The 16,743-nt window shown below is 44.7% G+C and carries 12 protein-coding genes; 4 read left to right on the forward strand and 8 right to left on the reverse strand.

Annotated features, from left to right (window positions below; all coding sequences use genetic code 11):
* Positions 1–4: 4 nt before the first annotated feature.
* The 4 genes from CRO16_RS04450 to CRO16_RS04465 are packed head-to-tail and all read left to right on the forward strand — an operon-like array spanning position 5 to position 5,381.
* Positions 5–925: an N-acetylmuramoyl-L-alanine amidase gene (locus tag CRO16_RS04450; protein ID WP_097055111.1), complete on the forward strand. Its 921-nt coding sequence runs from the start codon at positions 5–7 to the stop codon at positions 923–925.
* Positions 926–928: 3 nt separating this feature from the next.
* A complete protein-coding gene (locus tag CRO16_RS04455) occupies positions 929–2,716 on the forward strand; it encodes an exo-beta-N-acetylmuramidase NamZ domain-containing protein (protein ID WP_097055112.1) in 1,788 nt (595 codons plus the stop codon).
* A gap of 20 nt (positions 2,717–2,736) precedes the next feature.
* Positions 2,737–4,575: an outer membrane protein assembly factor BamB family protein gene (locus CRO16_RS04460; RefSeq protein ID WP_097055113.1), complete on the forward strand. Its 1,839-nt coding sequence runs from the start codon at positions 2,737–2,739 to the stop codon at positions 4,573–4,575.
* Positions 4,575–5,381 carry an endonuclease/exonuclease/phosphatase family protein gene (locus CRO16_RS04465; protein WP_245858872.1) on the forward strand — a complete coding sequence of 269 codons (807 nt, stop codon included), beginning with the start codon at positions 4,575–4,577 and terminating at the stop codon, positions 5,379–5,381. The genes CRO16_RS04460 and CRO16_RS04465 overlap by 1 nt, the downstream gene beginning before the upstream one ends.
* A gap of 259 nt (positions 5,382–5,640) precedes the next feature.
* Here CRO16_RS04465 and CRO16_RS04470 read toward each other — a convergent pair whose 3' ends face one another.
* From CRO16_RS04470 to CRO16_RS04505, 8 genes are all read right to left on the reverse strand, one after another.
* Positions 5,641–6,546 (reverse strand): serine hydrolase, encoded by a 906-nt coding sequence (locus CRO16_RS04470; RefSeq protein WP_097055114.1) that lies wholly within the window; start codon positions 6,544–6,546, stop codon positions 5,641–5,643.
* Positions 6,547–6,639: 93 nt separating this feature from the next.
* Positions 6,640–7,872, reverse strand: coding sequence for a C40 family peptidase (locus CRO16_RS04475; RefSeq protein ID WP_097055115.1), 1,233 nt, complete (start codon positions 7,870–7,872; stop codon positions 6,640–6,642).
* A 53-nt stretch (positions 7,873–7,925) separates the two neighbouring features.
* Positions 7,926–8,906 carry an aldo/keto reductase gene (locus CRO16_RS04480; protein WP_097055116.1) on the reverse strand — a complete coding sequence of 327 codons (981 nt, stop codon included), beginning with the start codon at positions 8,904–8,906 and terminating at the stop codon, positions 7,926–7,928.
* Positions 8,907–8,909: 3 nt separating this feature from the next.
* Entirely contained in the window at positions 8,910–9,935 is a 1,026-nt protein-coding gene (locus CRO16_RS04485; protein ID WP_097055117.1) for a dipeptide epimerase, read from the reverse strand.
* A gap of 3 nt (positions 9,936–9,938) precedes the next feature.
* Positions 9,939–11,747 carry a glycoside hydrolase family 9 protein gene (locus CRO16_RS04490; protein WP_097055118.1) on the reverse strand — a complete coding sequence of 603 codons (1,809 nt, stop codon included), beginning with the start codon at positions 11,745–11,747 and terminating at the stop codon, positions 9,939–9,941.
* A 28-nt stretch (positions 11,748–11,775) separates the two neighbouring features.
* Positions 11,776–13,215, reverse strand: coding sequence for a sodium:solute symporter (locus tag CRO16_RS04495; protein WP_097055119.1), 1,440 nt, complete (start codon positions 13,213–13,215; stop codon positions 11,776–11,778).
* A 17-nt stretch (positions 13,216–13,232) separates the two neighbouring features.
* A complete protein-coding gene (locus CRO16_RS04500) occupies positions 13,233–14,882 on the reverse strand; it encodes a glycoside hydrolase family 10 protein (RefSeq protein WP_097055120.1) in 1,650 nt (549 codons plus the stop codon).
* A 112-nt stretch (positions 14,883–14,994) separates the two neighbouring features.
* Complete coding sequence (locus CRO16_RS04505; RefSeq protein WP_097055121.1) at positions 14,995–16,743, reverse strand: RagB/SusD family nutrient uptake outer membrane protein; 1,749 nt, start codon at positions 16,741–16,743, stop codon at positions 14,995–14,997.

Raw genomic sequence — 16,743 nt, forward strand, 5'->3', positions numbered from 1 at the left:
ATTTATGAAAAGATCTTTTGTTTGGGTTGGCGCGCTCCTGTTATCCCTACTAATAGGCTGCAGTGCCAATCCTTACTCAAAGACCAACCGGGCGCACAAAAAACAGGCCCGGGAATATGCGCGGGAATTAAAAACCTTTCCGCAGGAACATACCGATGATGCATTGCTTAATTATGGCCCCTACCCTGTTGGAACCACAAATTTCAGCCTGCGGAAGCCTAATTATGTGATCATTCATCACACTGCACAAAATTCTGTTGACCACACCCTCAAGACTTTTACCCTGCGCCGTACTTCCGTAAGCTCTCATTACGTGATAGGCAAGGATGGAGAGATCTATCAAATGTTGAATGACTATTACCGCGGCTGGCACGCCGGCGCCGGCAAATGGGGCAACAGCACCGACCTCAATTCCTCCTCGATAGGGATTGAACTGGACAATAACGGCTATGAACCTTTTGCCGAAGCCCAGATCGAAAGTCTTTTGGAATTACTTGAAGTACTTAAGGAAAGACATGGCATACCTACTGCCAATTTTATAGGCCATGCCGATATTGCACCGGGTAGAAAAGTGGATCCCAATCCTAATTTTCCATGGGAAACGCTTGCAGAAGAAGGTTTTGGCCATTGGTATGATGAAATTGAAGTATCCCCTAAAGTAGTGGGAGATAGCCTGATTTCTTCAAAGGAAATTCGGGAAATTGAACTTGTTGAAAATGAAATTTTAGAGGAGGGCAAAGCAGCAGATTCTCTGCACCTCACTATAGATCCTATGCTGGCCCTGCGGGTCATTGGTTATGATGTAAGCGACCTGGAAGCAGCCATCAGGTCCTTTAAAATTCATTTTATTCAGAAAGATATCAATTCTGAACTATCCGATGAAGATCTTAAGATCCTCTACAATCTTTACCAGAAATACCTTTAAAAAATGCGGTTTTCAGCTCCTCTTTTTGTCTTGTTTGTTCACTTGTACCTTTCCCAGATTGCAACTGCTCAAATCGAGGTGGATGGCCTGGATATGATCACCCGGAAAGAATGGAATGCAGAGCCTCCAAAAATGACACAAATGCAATGGCACATTCCCAGGTATATCACTATTCACCACACGGGCACTAACCAGAATTTTGAAAGATCTACCGAAGAAAAACTTCAGGGGCTGCAAAAATTTTCGTGGACCGAAGGAAGGCTGGGAGACGGAGTCACTCCTAAGAAGCCCTGGGGTGACGTGCCATACCACTTTTACATCGCTGTTGATGGAAGTGTTGCCGAAGGCAGGGAGCTGCAGTACCGCGGAGATTCCAACACCAACTATGATCTGGACGGGCATGCATTAGTAGTGGTTGAAGGAAATTTCAACAAGGAAAAGATAAACGACAAACAGCTGGAGAACCTCGAAAAACTTGTTCTTGCTTTAGCTGAAAAATATAAGGTACCTGCAGAAGCTGTTTCCGGACATAAAGATCAGGCAGAGACTACCTGCCCCGGAACAGACCTTTACCGGCTGCTGCCGCAACTTCGGAAGAAAGTCGAAAACCTTCATAACCCACGGGTAAAGATTGGAGCAGAACAATTACTATCCCCGGCCTTTGCACACCTGGTAAAAGGAAAAAGAGTGGGACTGGTGACAAATCATACCGGAGTGTTACCTGATGGGACTCACCTCATCGACCTTTTAAATGATCATCCCGATGTGGATCTAAAACTGTTGTTTGGTCCCGAACATGGATTAAGAGGGGAAGAAGATACTCATGTAGCCGATGGTACAGATAAAAAAACCGGTCTTCCAATAATTTCCCTTTATGGAAAAACCCGCAAACCCACTCCCGAAATGCTGGAGCAGGTGGATGTGCTGGTTTTCGATATTCAGGATATTGGCGCCCGCTACTACACTTATATTAAAACCATGCTCCTGGTGCAGGAAGCAGCTGCCGAAAATGAACTTCCTTTTGTTGTGCTGGATCGCCCCAATGCCATTTCTGCCAATTATGTAGACGGCCCCGTGGGAAAGGCCCTGGAACCAGAAAAAGGTATTGGCGTCATTCCCGTGACTCATGGCATGACCGTGGGAGAACTGGCAGGGATGTACAATGGCGAAAGAGAAGAAAAGGGTTTGAAAAAGGCAGATTGGACAGTTATTTCCCTTCAGAACTATCAAAGGGATCAATGGTATGATGAAACAGGTTTGCCCTGGATCAAACCCTCTCCCAATATGCTCACGCTGCAAACAGCAGTGGTTTATCCCGCAACCTGCCTGCTCGAAGGCACAAATTACTCAGAAGCCCGGGGAACAGAAGTTCCTTTTGAGCGGTTTGGAGCCCCCTGGGTAAAAGGCCGCGAACTGGCCGATCAACTGAACAGCTATAAATTAAAGGGCGTTGAATTTCGGCCTGTGATCTTCATGCCCGACAGTATTGTAGACGGAATAAAGATCTATCCCCCAAAATTCCTCGGAGAACAGGTGAACGGAGTTGAAATGATCATCACAGATCGCGATGCTTTCAAATCTGCTGAAGCCGGAATTTACATTCTGCACGCTCTGAAAACTTTGAATCCTGACAAATTTGAATGGCGACAGGCACGCATCGACGGACTTCTTGGAACCCCGGAAGTGAGAGAAATGCTGGAAGCAGGCAAAAATCCTGGAGAGATCATAGAATCCTGGAAAAAGGAGCTCGAAAGCTTCAGGCAAAAAAGAGAAAAGTATTTACTTTATTAAAACAGTTAAACTTCAGAAAGATGAAAAAACTCTTAATAGGCATTCTGTTTATTTTCAGCTTCGTCACGCAGGCGCAGGAATTTAAATTCGCTTTTGTGACAGATACCCACATTGGTTCTCCCAATGGAGTGGCCGAAGAAGACCTTCAAAGAACCATTGAAGATATCAACAGTCTTGAAGACGTGGATTTCGTTTTGCTCACGGGAGATATCACCGAAATGGGCACCGATGAAGAAATAGAACTGGCAAAAAGCATTATTGAACAGCTGGAAATTCCGTATTACATCGTCCCGGGAAATCACGACACCGGCTGGTCAGAATCCGGGGGAGTTAGTTTCATCCGGGAATTTGGAAGTGATAAATTTGTCTTTGAACACGAGGGTTATAAGATCATTGGTTGCGCATCGGGACCTTACGTGCGCATGTCTGACGGGCATATTCCACGGGATGCCATTGTTTGGCTGGATCAGGTACTTGCTGAAACTCCCGAAGATCAACCTATCATCTTTGTCAACCACTATCCTTTAGATAACAGCCTGGACAACTGGTATGAAGCCACAGACCGGCTGAAGAATTACAACACGCAATTCGCCATTTGCGGCCATGGTCACAGAAATAAAGCCATGGATTTTGAAGGTATTCCGGGAACAATGGGACGTTCAAACTTACGTGCAAGACAAGAAGTTGGCGGATACAATATCGTGGAAATAACTCCCGAAAATGCCATTTTTAGAGAGCGTACCCCGGGGGGAACAACTGCAGATGCATGGCGGGAAATTCCGCTGGGGGAAAGGCAATACGAGAGCGACAGCATTTATGAAAGACCTACCTATGCAGTGAATGACTCCTTTTCGCAGGTGCAGAAGAAATGGGAATTCCATTCAGATGCCAATGTAATTTCCACTCCGGCTTATGTTGACGGGAAGGTGATCTTCGGAAACAGTACCGGTAAAGTTCAGGGACTTTCAGCAGAAACAGGAAAAGTCATCTGGAGCTATGATACTGAAGGCGGAATATTTTCATCGCCTGCAGTCTCAGGAAAATCGGTGGTCTTCGGCTCGGGGGACGGAAATATTTATTCCCTTGAGGCAGCTACCGGAAAGCTCAACTGGAAAGCTAAAACCGGCCACTCGGTATTGGGTTCTCCGCTGGTAAAGAATGGCGTAGTATATATTGGAGGCAGCGACGGAAAGTTTCGTGCGTTAAATGCTGAAACAGGGTCTGAAAAATGGGTTTTTGAAGGCCTTACCGGGCCGGTGGTTTCCACCCCGTTGTTTTACGAGGGACAGGTGATCTTTGGCGCCTGGGACAGGCATTTGTATGCCCTGGATAAAAACACCGGAGCCCTTAACTGGAAATGGAATAATGATTCACCCAACCGGATGTTTTCTCCCGCCATGGTCATCCCTGTAGCTCATGAAGATGTAGTGTATATTGTAGCGCCAGACAGGTATCTTACTGCAATAGATGCAAAGAGCGGTGAAACCTTATGGCGTACCAATGAAGCCACTGTGAGGGAATCTCTGGGAATTTCCAAGGACGGAAAAAAGCTTTTCGGAAAGACCATGAATGATGAGGTGGTGATCTTTGAAGCCAACCGGGAGGAGCCAAAAATGCTGAAAAGGATCAACACTAAATTTGGATATGATCACGTACCTTCGATGCTTTTTGAGCAGAACGGACAGGTAGTTTTCGGCACCCGTAACGGGGTGGTCTACAGCATTGATCCCGAAACAGAAAAAATCAACTGGAAGTTTAAAATTGATCATTCCATGGTCAACACCATCAGGATTATTGACAAAGGAAAATTAATTGCTTCCACAATGGATGGGAAAGTGGTATTGCTAAACTGGAAGTAGTGAGAACTGCTGTGCGCATCATCTTTCTTTTTCTTTGTTATCTTTTTAGCCTTAGCGGCAATAGCCAGGAAGAGGCAAAGGAGAAAACTGTTCTAAGAGTACTGACCTATAATATTCTGCATGGGGCAACTACCAACAGGGACAATGATCTCGATGTAGTTGCGAATGTGATCAATCAGCTAAAGCCGGATATCGTGGCGCTCCAGGAAATGGATTACAGGACCAACAGGGTACAAAAGCGGGATATCAATACGGAGCTGGCTTTAAAAACTCAAATGTCTTCTATATTCGCCAAGGCGGTCGATCTTGATGGCGGCGAATACGGCCAATCGATATTTTACCGTGGAAGCTTCCTGGAAACCGGCAAAATTGATCTTCCCGGTGCTCCCGACAAAGAACCCCGGATTGCTGTTACGGCAAAAATTATTCTTCCTGCCGGAGATACAATTCAGTTCATAGGAACTCATCTTGATCATGTCGTTAACAGCCCCGACAGACTAAAACAGGCAACCAAGATCAATGCTCTTCTTGAAAATGTCAAAATCCCCACCATCCTGGCGGGAGATCTCAATGATGTTCCGGGGAGTGAGACTATTAGCATTTTTGAATCAGCATGGACTTCGACTTATGACAAAGAAGATCCTGAACCTACTTTCCCTTCACATGCTCCTGCAAAGAAGATCGATTATGTCATGTTCTCCCCTTCCCATCGCTGGAAGGTACTGGAGACAAAGGTGATCTGTCATACCATAGCTTCAGATCATTGTGCTTACCTGGTGGTACTGGAGTTATTGCCGGGGGAATAGAGAGAATCAAGTATTAAGTGTCAAGAACCAAGATTTTGACTAGTCGCAAACTAATTGGGCTAAAGCCCTACTAATTCAATTTTTTATCCTCCGGCTAAAGCCGGAGGCAATTCATGAAAAACCCTGGCAGGGTTGAGCTTTCGATTTTGAATATAAAATTTGAATTGCCCCAGCCTTTAGGCTGGGGAGAAAAAGAAAATCATTCCAGGGGCTTTAGCCCAATAATTTATGAGCCTGCTTATTGATCATTGTTCGCTGATCATTGATCCACATAGGTACCATATTCACTGGCGCTGCCAATCCTCCAGAAATAATTAAAAAGAATTTCTGACACCTCTTCCATTACCCTTTCCGCTTCCCCGGGAAGCTTATTACTTTCCATCAGGGCTACTGCATAAGGCCGCTGCTCCAGGAGAACAATTGTCCATTCTGTGGAAACCCCGCTTATAAATCCGGGTTTGAAGGCAATTGGGACATTTTCAGGAATTCCGGCAGCGAGGCGGCTATCTTCCCTGTCGGTCATTTTCAGGATGTCCAGGATCTCGTTAGAAACTTCAGGACTTACAAATTCACCTTTGTACAAAAGCTGCAGGATCTTTGCGGCATCTGCCGGGGTTGCCAGGTTCTCCTCTCCTCTCGCAGAAGCCTCAGAATTCATCATTTTTCGCTGCAGAAGGGTGTTAGTCATTCCCAGACTTTTCAGCGTGCTATTCACCTCAGACATGCCTACAAGATCGATTAGCGCATTGGTTGCCGAATTATCGCTTAAAGCGATCATCAGGATGCCCAGATTTTTAATGCTCAATGCCGCGGGATCTTCAAGGTGCTTTAGAATTCCCGTACCACCCACAGTATTTTCGGAGGTAAGAGGCAAAGGATCTGACAGTGAAAATTTGCCTTCATGAGCCTGTTTAAAAACCTCCATAAGAACAGGGATTTTTATGGAACTGGCTTGCGGAAACTGCACCTCGCTGTTCCAGCCGATCTTCTCTCCCGAAGTAAGGTCTACGGCAACAAGCCCGGTAATCGCCGGGGAAGTGTTGAAAATTTCCTGAAGCCGCTGTTCGGTCTTTTGCTTCAGCATTTCCTGATTACTTTTCTGAGCAAAAAGTGAGTTCCCGTAAAGAAGCGAAATTATTACGAAGAGATATCCGATGCTTTTCATACAGCATGTTTTTAAGATTAATATTCGTTCTAAAAATGGTTAATCTTCCCATTGATACAAAGAGAAAAGCGGCCCAAAAGCCGCTTTTAAAACCTATTTTTTGAAGTCTGTACTGTCATTGGTAAAAAGATCGCTCTGGGTGAGGTATATGATATTCTCGTCGTTGGTTCCCAGCACTCTTTTGGTCCTTAAATACCTTCCGTAGTTGTACTCATCAAAATCGGCAGCGGTGGTGTCAAAATTGCTGATATGCACCTCTCCCATGGAATGAATGAATTTTTGGTCGCCAATCCACATGCCTACATGAATGATGCGTTCTGAAGTAGTATCTGTAGCCTTTCTTCCGAAATATAACAGATCTCCCGGCTGCAGGTTTTCAAAATTTTTCACCGAATCGATCTCCTTTCCTGCCGCAATTTGCTGAGAAGCATCACGCGGCAAAACCATTCCGTTAAGGAAGAAAATGGTTTTGGTATAGCCGCTACAATCAACTCCTTTAGGAGAAGTGCCTCCCCACAAATAAGGTACGCCCATCATTTCTCTTGCTGTTGCAATTAAATTCTCACCTGTAGGCTCCAGTGATGCCAACCACTCTTTATAAGGTTGCGCCTCCTCCTTCTTTACAAAGGCTGTCTTATCATTCGGATATTTTACCTCGTAAAAACCTCCTCTTTGACCAACAAGTTCCAGAACATTCCCGGCCACAAGATCGGAGACCACCTGGGAATCTTCGCTGGCTTGTTCATAGGAGGATCCGGCGGTATGCAGGTAGATTAATTTTTCAGTGGATTTCCACTCCTGTAATTCTTCAGGGGTCATTGGAGTAATTCCGCCGTAATCCACCCAGGCCAGGTAGCCTTCGGGGGTTTGGATATAGTACCAGCCACCATCTTTTTTGTAGACTTTCACCGGCATACCCATGGTCGCCTGCGTAACCAGTTCGGCCGAATGAGTTGGATTAGATCGAAGGTTGGCTACAGAGATCTTGACCACCCCCTCGGTTTTTCCTTCCAGTTCGGCTGAAGGTAACAGCGCAATACTGTCTGTGAAAGCTATTTTTTGAGCCTCCAGTTTTTGTTTTAATGAAGAAACTGCTTCAGGCATGTTAGATTCCCCTTTCAGAACATAAACTTCTCCCTCCTCATTGGCCTTTACATCAAAAAGGGCCACCCGGGAGTCGGGTGCAAATTCATCTTTAACCTCGGCTATGGCTAGATCTGCTTCATTTACTTCGGAAGTAGAAGCCTCTTTCTCCTCATCATTACAGGAAACAAGTAATGCCATAAGCAGAAGTGCCAAAAAGGTGAAATTTTTAATTGGTTTCATAGGTCTCTATTTTATTCTTTAACAATGTAATTATTATATGCTGATTCTTTCTTCTAACCCTGCTGAATGATCTTTTCCATCAGGAAATCCAAATCGGCTTTTTTAATCATCTGCAGATCCTCTTCCTGAAGCTTAATGATGCCCCCGGTGTTCTTTTTTGCCTGTGCTGCTGTCCTTATTCCGGGGATCACTGTAGAGACTTCGGAATGGCTTAAAATAAAGCTCATAGCCAGTTCCGTCTTGCTAAGATTATACTTATCACAAAGCGTCCAAACTTCATCCATGCTTTCGTTGTAGGCATCAACTACTTCTGTGGTGAGCCTTTTACTTCTGTGGTCATTTTCCGGAAATTCTGCCCCCTTGTCAAACTTCCCCGTAAGAAGGCCGAATTGCAAAGGCATACGTGCAATGATCCCGTAACCTGCGTCTGCTGCTCTTGGCAGCAGGGGTAAGGCTTTTTGGTTGATCATATTCAGGACGAGCTGAAAACCATGCCCAAGTTCCTTTTCCAACATATATTCTGCTTCCGGATAAGGTTCGTAGGTATTTAAGGATAAGCCCCAGTACCTGATCTTTCCCTGTTGCCGGAGCAGCTGCATGGCTTCAATACATTCTCCGTTTTGCAGGTGGGTGAGCCGTGCGGTATGCAATTGATAATAATCTATGGTCTCTCGTTTAAGCCTTTTTAAGCTGGCTTCACAGGCCTCTAAAATGTGTTCCCGGGAATAATTTGTTCCGAATTTTCCATCCCGGGCAACATTCCCTGCTTTTGAAGCAATAATCACATCTGGCCGGTCTTTCAGGGTTTCCCCCAGCAATTCTTCAGAATGACCCAGTCCGTAAATATCGGCTGTATCGAAAAAATTAATCCCCCTGTCAAGGGCTTCAAAAATGGCTTTTTTGGAAGTCTGGTCATCTGCCTCTCCCCAACCAATGGCTGTTTCCCCAACCATGGCGCCACCGCCTATTGCCCAGGCTCCAAAACCAACTTCACTAACAAGAAGATCTGTATTTCCAAATTGACGCAGTTTCATAATCTATTTATTTAAATTTTCATAGAGCTCCACCCCTGTTCCATTTCTGTCTGGAAAATGAGTTTTACCGTCGTAGACTTTTACGCCGTCGGCTATGTCATTTTTAATAAGCATACCTCCATCCATATCAACGTAGTCCAGTAAAGGTAATAAATGTCCAATTGCAGAAATGCCCACGGTGGATTCTGTCATACAACCTACCATGATCTTTAATCCCAGTTCTCTTCCGCGGGAAATCATCCTGCGGGCCGGGGTGAGTCCGCCGCACTTGGTGAGTTTGATGTTAATTCCATGGAAATAGCGGGCACATTTATCTACATCGGCTTCAGTAATACAGCTTTCATCGGCAATGACCGGTAAAACTGAATTTTTGTAAACTTCAGCCATTCCCTCCTCATCTTTGACGGCTAAAGGCTGCTCCAGGAACTCCACGTTCAGGTCTTTTAATAAAACTGAATTCTCTATAGTCTGTTGCGCAGTCCAGGCTGCATTGGCATCTACTCTAAAAACAGCATCTGTATGCTTCCGCAGCTCTTTTACCAGCTCCACATCATGATCTGTCCCGAGTTTGATCTTGTACAGAGGCCATGGAAATTCTTCGATCTTCTGCACCATTTTTTCCGCAGTATCGATCCCTATGGTATAATTGGAAAGAGGAATATTCTCCAGGGAAAGGCCCCACATCTTGTAAAGCGGCAAATTATTCCTTTTGCCGTGCAGGTCGTGCATCGCGATATCCAGCGCACATTGTGCAAAGGAATTGTCCTGTAGGTAAGGTGCAGTGATCTCCCAAAGCTCCTCAGGCGTTTTATGTAAGTGCTCTAAAATGACATTTTCAAGAGACATTATTTTTTCGGCCATTCCTTCTACCGTTACTCCGTAGTAGGAAGTTGCCGCAGCCTCTCCATAACCTGTAAAGTGACCGTCACTGAGCTCAACTATTAGCGTTGGCTGAAAATCCCTCGAGGTATGACTTATCCTGAAGGTGTTCTTTAACTCCAGATTGTAAGTGTGAGTTTTTAAGTGCATTCTTTACTGCTTTTGTGTCTCTCCAAAGTAAGCCATCATAAATATTGCGCCTGCAGTGCCATCCATGGTGGGTTCATTGGTGGAATAATCTCCAAAATCATCATGGTAAACTACAAAATCATTTTGAAACCGGCTGAATTCATCGGGTTCTGCAAGGTGTAGACCTTTGAGGCTATTGTAAACCGAAGCATAGACCGGCCCGTCTACCAATCCACCCGGAACTTCCTTTTTAGTAAGATACCAAACACTGGTGTGCACATCTTCGGGATATTCTCCATTTCGGGGAATATTCATAAACATCGAGGTGCCCCAGGGATTTCTGCCCAAAAGCCAATCGCGTTGCGCCAGCATAAAATCATGGTATTGGGTATCTCCTGTCATCTTTTCGTAAAGGATCATCTGCGTGGTGAGTGCCACCGCCAGATTATTGGAGCACCAGATAAAAGGCACCCCTATCTGAAAGGCATTTTTAGCACCTCTTTCCAGCGCGTGTTCTATCCCGGTGCGGTAGTATCCTGCCAGTTCTTTTTTGGTTTCCTCATCTGCGTGTTCATAAAGTGCAAAATGCCCAAGGTTGATAAAGGGATAATAGCGGTAATGCTCTGCATCTTCCTTATCTGTCCAGGAAACCGTATTAGCCAGCTTTGCGTAGCGTTTGGCATCCTCTAAATATTGTTGTTCTCCCGTATTTTTAAACAATTCGGCCGCACCCCATTCCATGTCGTCTGCCCAGGTATCCTCATTGTAGCGATAAGGTGAACCGTAAGAATTCCCCTGTTGATAACCTTCCTGCTTTTTTCCCATGGCGTATAATTCCAAAGCGGCTTTTTCACATTTTTCGGCAAAAACAGGGTCGTTAAGTTCATCTCTCCAGATCCTGGCGGCAATAGCCATGGCAGCAGCCGATCTACCGGCAAGATTAGCTATGCCTGTGGCTTTGCTTTTATACTCCCGCAGCCCCTGAGGTTCTCCCGTGGCAAAATAGGCAACACGATAGCTGTTAGGGCCCCAGCCATAATCTGAAGAATCTTTGTCGGGCCACTTCATGCCCAGATGATCCCGGTCATCTGCCACCTGGTGGAAAAGCATATCGGGGCCGTAGTGCATTTTGTGGATCCAGTCAAGCCCCCATTTGGCTTCATCAAGCACATCGGGAATTCCGTTTGGCTGCTCCTGCCCCAGATCGTTTACCTTGTCTCCGAATTTATCGGGGGCCAGTTCATAAGCTTTCAGCATTCTTGCGGTGGCATTGCTGGAGGTGATGAGATATTTTAGCTGATCTCCTGCGTCATGCCAGCCACCACTTACATCAATAAAGGTAGAATCGGGCATAGGGCCATACATGCTCCTGCCGTCTCTTTGGTGACAAACCATATCCAAAAAAGGATTGTAGCCGCACCTTTGTTGCCTCATAAATCCAATAAGATCTTCCTGGTAATCTTTATAAGCGTGCTCCCGCCCTATCCCGAAAGTTCCGGAACGGCTGTCTTTTAACCTGATAAAGTAAGTTCCGGGAGTTTTTACTTCGGAAAAATCCAGGTGATAATAATGGGAAAAATTCCCCCAGGCTTTTACTTCTGAAGGCTCTATTTTTCCGTGGAAAACTCTTTTTCCGGTTTCAGCATTGTGGACAGTGAAATTTCCTCTTACTGAAGCTTCAGAAAAAGCAATGGCTATTTTGGTATCATCTTCCAAATAACCCGCCTGGTTTATTCGGAGAAATATGCTGTCCTTGATGCCTTCCGAAGCAATCGATCCTGAAGAAATTAAAAACAGCAGGCTAAAAAATGTCAAAAACCTATTCGATTTCATTTGTTAGCATTTTAGAAATAAGGTGTATTTACGTGCGCCTCCTAAGCAGGAATAATCCCAAACAGGTAATGGCGGCATTTACCAATAATATTTCAAAACCGAATTTGTAGCCGTTAAACCAAACGGTAGAATTGATATCCAGGATCACCGAAATGATGGGAGATGCAATACACACCAGCGGCACGAATTTGTCTTTAACACGTGTTTTGAAAAGCAAGCCAAATGCAAATAGGCCTAAAAGAGGCCCGTATGTAAATCCTGCCACTTTGAATACGGAATTTACTACACTGCTGTCATTGATCTCATTAAAAGCCACGATAACGCAGAACATGAGCAGCGTGAAACCTATGTGCACCAAAAGTCTTGTTTTCTTCTGACTTTCCTGCTTTCGTTTAGGGATGTTGAGAATATCCACACAAAAGGAAGTCGTGAGAGCTGTCAAAGCGGAATCTGCACTGGAAAAAGCAGCCGCGATAATTCCGAGTAGAAAGACTATTCCCGCCATGACGCCAAAATGATTTAGGGCCAGCATAGGGTACAGATCATCTGTACTTTCAGGAATTTCAATTCCCTGATCCAGGGCAAATTTGTAAAGCAAAACTCCTAGTGCAAGGAAAAGAACAGTGGAAAAGAAAAAGGTCAAAGAGAACCAAAAAATGTTCTTTTGAGCATCTGAAGTCTTCTCGATGGTAAGGTTCTTTTGCATTACGTTTTGGTCAAGCCCATTCATAGCGATGGTGATAAAGATCCCTGCCAGAAAGGTCTTAAAGAAATTACGGTCAGACCGCCAGTTCCAGTCAAAGATGGTGGAAAGGTCACTATTGGAAATCACGTTGATAACTTCAGGAGCTTTGAGGTTCATTTGGTCTGTGATCATATAGATACTTATCAAAACTGCCAGCAATAAAAAAGTGGTCTGTAAAGTGTCTGTCCAGACAATAGTTTTGATTCCGCCTCTAAAAGTATACAGCCAAATGAGGGCAATGGTAACAAATACGGTCACATAAAACGGAATTCCAAAGGCGTCAAAAAAAGCAATTTGAAGTACCAGTGCCGCCAGGAACAACCTGAAAGAAGCACCAATAGTTTGGGAGACCAAAAAGAAACCCGAACCCGTGAGATAGGAATTTTGCCCAAACCTGTCTTGCAGATACTGGTAAATGGAAACCAGCTTTAATCTATAGAACAGCGGAATCAACACGAGCGCGATTATGGCATATCCCACCATATTCCCCATTACGAACTGCAAGTAGGTCCAACCGGAATTTCCAACTTCTCCCGGGACAGATATAAAAGTAACCCCGGAAAGAGTTGCTCCCACCATACCAAATGCGACCAGGAACCACGGGGATTTCCGGTTGGCGGTAAAGAAGGTTGAATTATCGGCTTTTCGGGAGGTGAAGTGACTTATAGCCATCAACAACAGGAAATAACCTGCTATAATGCTAAAGACCAGTAATGGAGTCATAGGTTTAAATTCAAAAATTACAATTTACTATCTATAATGATTTCTTGAAAAGTGCTTTCATTACCAGTACGGTCAACACTTGTTACAGCAACAGCCTTTAAATAAACCTTCTCACCATTCTTCCTCTCAACGAACCGGCTGAAACTGGTTTCTATGGTTTTTCTATCGAAGACCTTGTAGCTCCAGGTTTCCCCGTAGCGGAAATAAACGACATATCTAAATCCGTCCCCGGCATTTACCGGAGCAACCCAGGTCAATTTTACTGACTGACCTTCAATGGAAGGCACAACAACAGGACTTTCGGGTGCTGAATTATCCAGCCATGGACTTGCGGGTACTAAAGCGGGCTTTTTATACGGACCTTCAAAAATACTTTTTAGAAGCTCCGGATGTTTAACAAGAGGTCCAATGCTCCAATGAACTACCCCGGGACTCTTTGGCATCATCCCCCTGGAGATCATGATCTGGTTAATGGTTTCATCGATATTCTTCTCGTCTCCTCCCAAACCTACACTGATGCCGGGCCACAGGTGACGTTTTTTAAAGTTTTGTGAACTCCACCAACCTAATAACACGGGAAAGCTCTGTCCTTCGGCGTTGATCTTCCAGTACAGCTGAGGAGTGTAGTAATCTATCCAGCCTTCATTAAGCCATAATTTTGCGTCTGCATAAAGCTTGTCATATTGATCATATCCGGTAACAGATTTTGGGTATCCCGGTCTCCAGATCCCAAAGGGGCTTAATCCGAATTTTACCGCCGGTTTTTCAGCTTTTATTTTTTTATAAAGATTCTCAATAAAATCGTTTACATGATATCTACGCCAGTCTGCCCTTGCCAATTTTCCGCCGGAGGTTTTATATGCTGTCCAACTCTTGTCATCGGGAAAATCTTCTCCGTTGTTATAGGAATCATACGGATAGAAGTAGTCATCAAAATGAATTCCGTCAAGATCATATCTTTTGATAAGGTCCATAACAACCGCTGTTGAACGTTCTTTTGTGCCTTCTTGTGCAGGATCCATCCACCACATACCGTTCTTTAGCTTTACAACAAGCTCAGGATTGGTTTTGATAACCGATCGTTCGCTGATCTCTTTGGAAGAATGGTGTGCACGATAAGGATTCAACCACGCGTGCAATTCCAGGCCACGATCATGAGCAGCCTCTATCCAGAAGTGCAAAGGATCATAAAAAGGCTCCGGCGCCTGTCCCTGTTTTCCTGTAAGATAATAGGACCAGGGTTCCAATTCACTTTCATAAAGCGCATCGGCTTGAGGACGCACCTGGAAGATTACCGCATTAAAATTATTCTTTTTGAGCATATCCAGGAGAGCAATAGCTTCTCTTTGCTGTTCCGGAACACTTAAACCGGGCTTACTTGGCCAGTTGATATTGGCCACTGTTGCGACCCACGCTGCACGGAACTCCCTATCGGCCTGCGGAAAATTTACAGGTTCTTCAATGATCTCCTCTACAACGGCAATTGTATCTGCAGTGGGAACAGGTGCAGGAACTTCCTGCGGTTTTACAGGCTCCTCCGGTTGCGGTACTTCGGCAACTTCTGAAGGTTCTTTGGTAGGAGTTGTGGTAGGTTTTGGGGTTTTACAAGCCTGCAACAACAAAAGGAAGCTGCAGCATAAAAGAAAAGAGATACGAAATACTTTCATTTTTGAGGGGGTGTAAGGGATAAGGGATAGGCAACGCAAAAAATTTATAAAAAATTGCCCCCCAGGCTTTCACCTAAGGGGGCTAATTTATTCTTAAAACCGGCAGGTTTTTTTACCAGCCCGGATTTTGTTCCAAATTCACCCCTTGATCTGCATATAGCTTAATTTGATCTAGTGGTAAAGGACTTAAATACACCCTTGGGTCATCGAAAATTCTCTGAACTTCGGGAGAAGATGCAGGAACTATATATCCCTGAGTTGCGGTTGCAGGCAACCTGTTTCCTTCGGCATCGGCTAAATGTATTGCTGTAAGATTCGCATCAGGATACTGCGCCTGAAGAACTTCTTTATCTATCCAGGCTCCCATATTAATCGGATAGTTTTCAATGGTATCAACGTAGTGGTACTTACCCCAACGTCTTAGATCATCATTTCTGAAGCCTTCCATCATTAATTCCACACGACGCTCTCTTCGAATTTCCCAGATAATTGCAGGAACATCCGGATCTCTGTCTGGATCGTCATAGGTCTGTCCGTTAACCGCTGGCATATCCCCCACAACCTGAAGGTCCGGTAGGTCTACTTCTGGTCTTGAACGTAGAACATTGATTGATTTATCAAGATCGGCCTGGGTGAAAGCAGGACCTCCAAGAGTGGCTAATTCGGCCGCAGCTTCAGCATAATTGATGAGTACTTCTCCGTAACGAATGATCGGCGCATCTGTAGGGTTAAGGTTTGAACTACCAATTGGATCATCGGCAATCTCCTCGTTTAGGAATTTATGTACTGCAACACCCGAAGTTGAATATCTGGAACTGGTTTGGTTCACTCTTAACTCATAAGGAACAAAGGTTTCAGACATTCTTCCGTCTCTGTTAGCGAATAACTCTTCCACCCCGTGATCTCCTTCATATAATGGTGAAAGTTCAATAGGTAGACCGTCTTCAGCTAAATAAACATCAAGAGCATCTTTTGAAGGTCCTGTTTGAGGCTCCTTGTTGTTGTAACTGTTAAGCGCGTGAGTTAATACTCCTTCTTCATACTCTCTGTAAAGAATAACTTCAGGATTTCCCGCAAGGCTTAAAGAGTTGAAAACTGAACGATAATCTCCCAGAGAGAACTGTCCGCTTTCGATCACTTCATTTGCAGCCCATTTTGCAGCTTCTAAATATTTAGCAGCTCTTTGGGTGTCTCCTTCGTTGTACTTTTGCCAGGTGCCTTCGAAGAGGAAGATTCGTGACATGAAAGCAAGAACAACACTGCGGTCAACCATTTGTTGCTCATTCTCAACATTTTCTCTCACATGCTCGGCAGCATACTGCATATCCTCCAATACCTTGTCCATAACGAAACCGCGGGGATCACGTGGGCGATACAGGTTATCTATATCGTCCTCGGCGATTTCCTCACCATACCATGGCACATCTCCAAAACGGCTTACAAGATCATGGTATTCAAGGGCCCTAAAGAACCTTCCTATACCTGTCCAATGAGCGGTAGCTTCCTCATCCATATCAACAAGATCGATCCTGTCAATAAAGATGTTAGCTTTCCTTACCCATGCAAAACTCCAACCTCCACCTGATGCCGGGGCAACTTTTGGGAACTGAGCTGGCGCCGATGGGGCAAAATCATCGTTTAATACTTCCCCTGAAAAATAATCTCCCCAGGTATAGCTGGATCCATAGCCCACAAAATATGCAGGGTAGAAGCCGTAAGCAAAAGTCTCAACATTTTCTTCTGAAGTCCAGTAACCCGGATCTTCAAACTGGTTTGTGGGCGGCACATCCAGGAAGTCTTTTTCACAGCCTATAATTCCAAGGGCCAGAAAAAGCATTAAATATAATTTCGTAGTCTTCAT

It is taken from the genome of Salinimicrobium sediminis (genome assembly GCF_900215295.1).
Classification (GTDB): Bacteria; Bacteroidota; Bacteroidia; order Flavobacteriales; family Flavobacteriaceae; genus Salinimicrobium; species Salinimicrobium sediminis.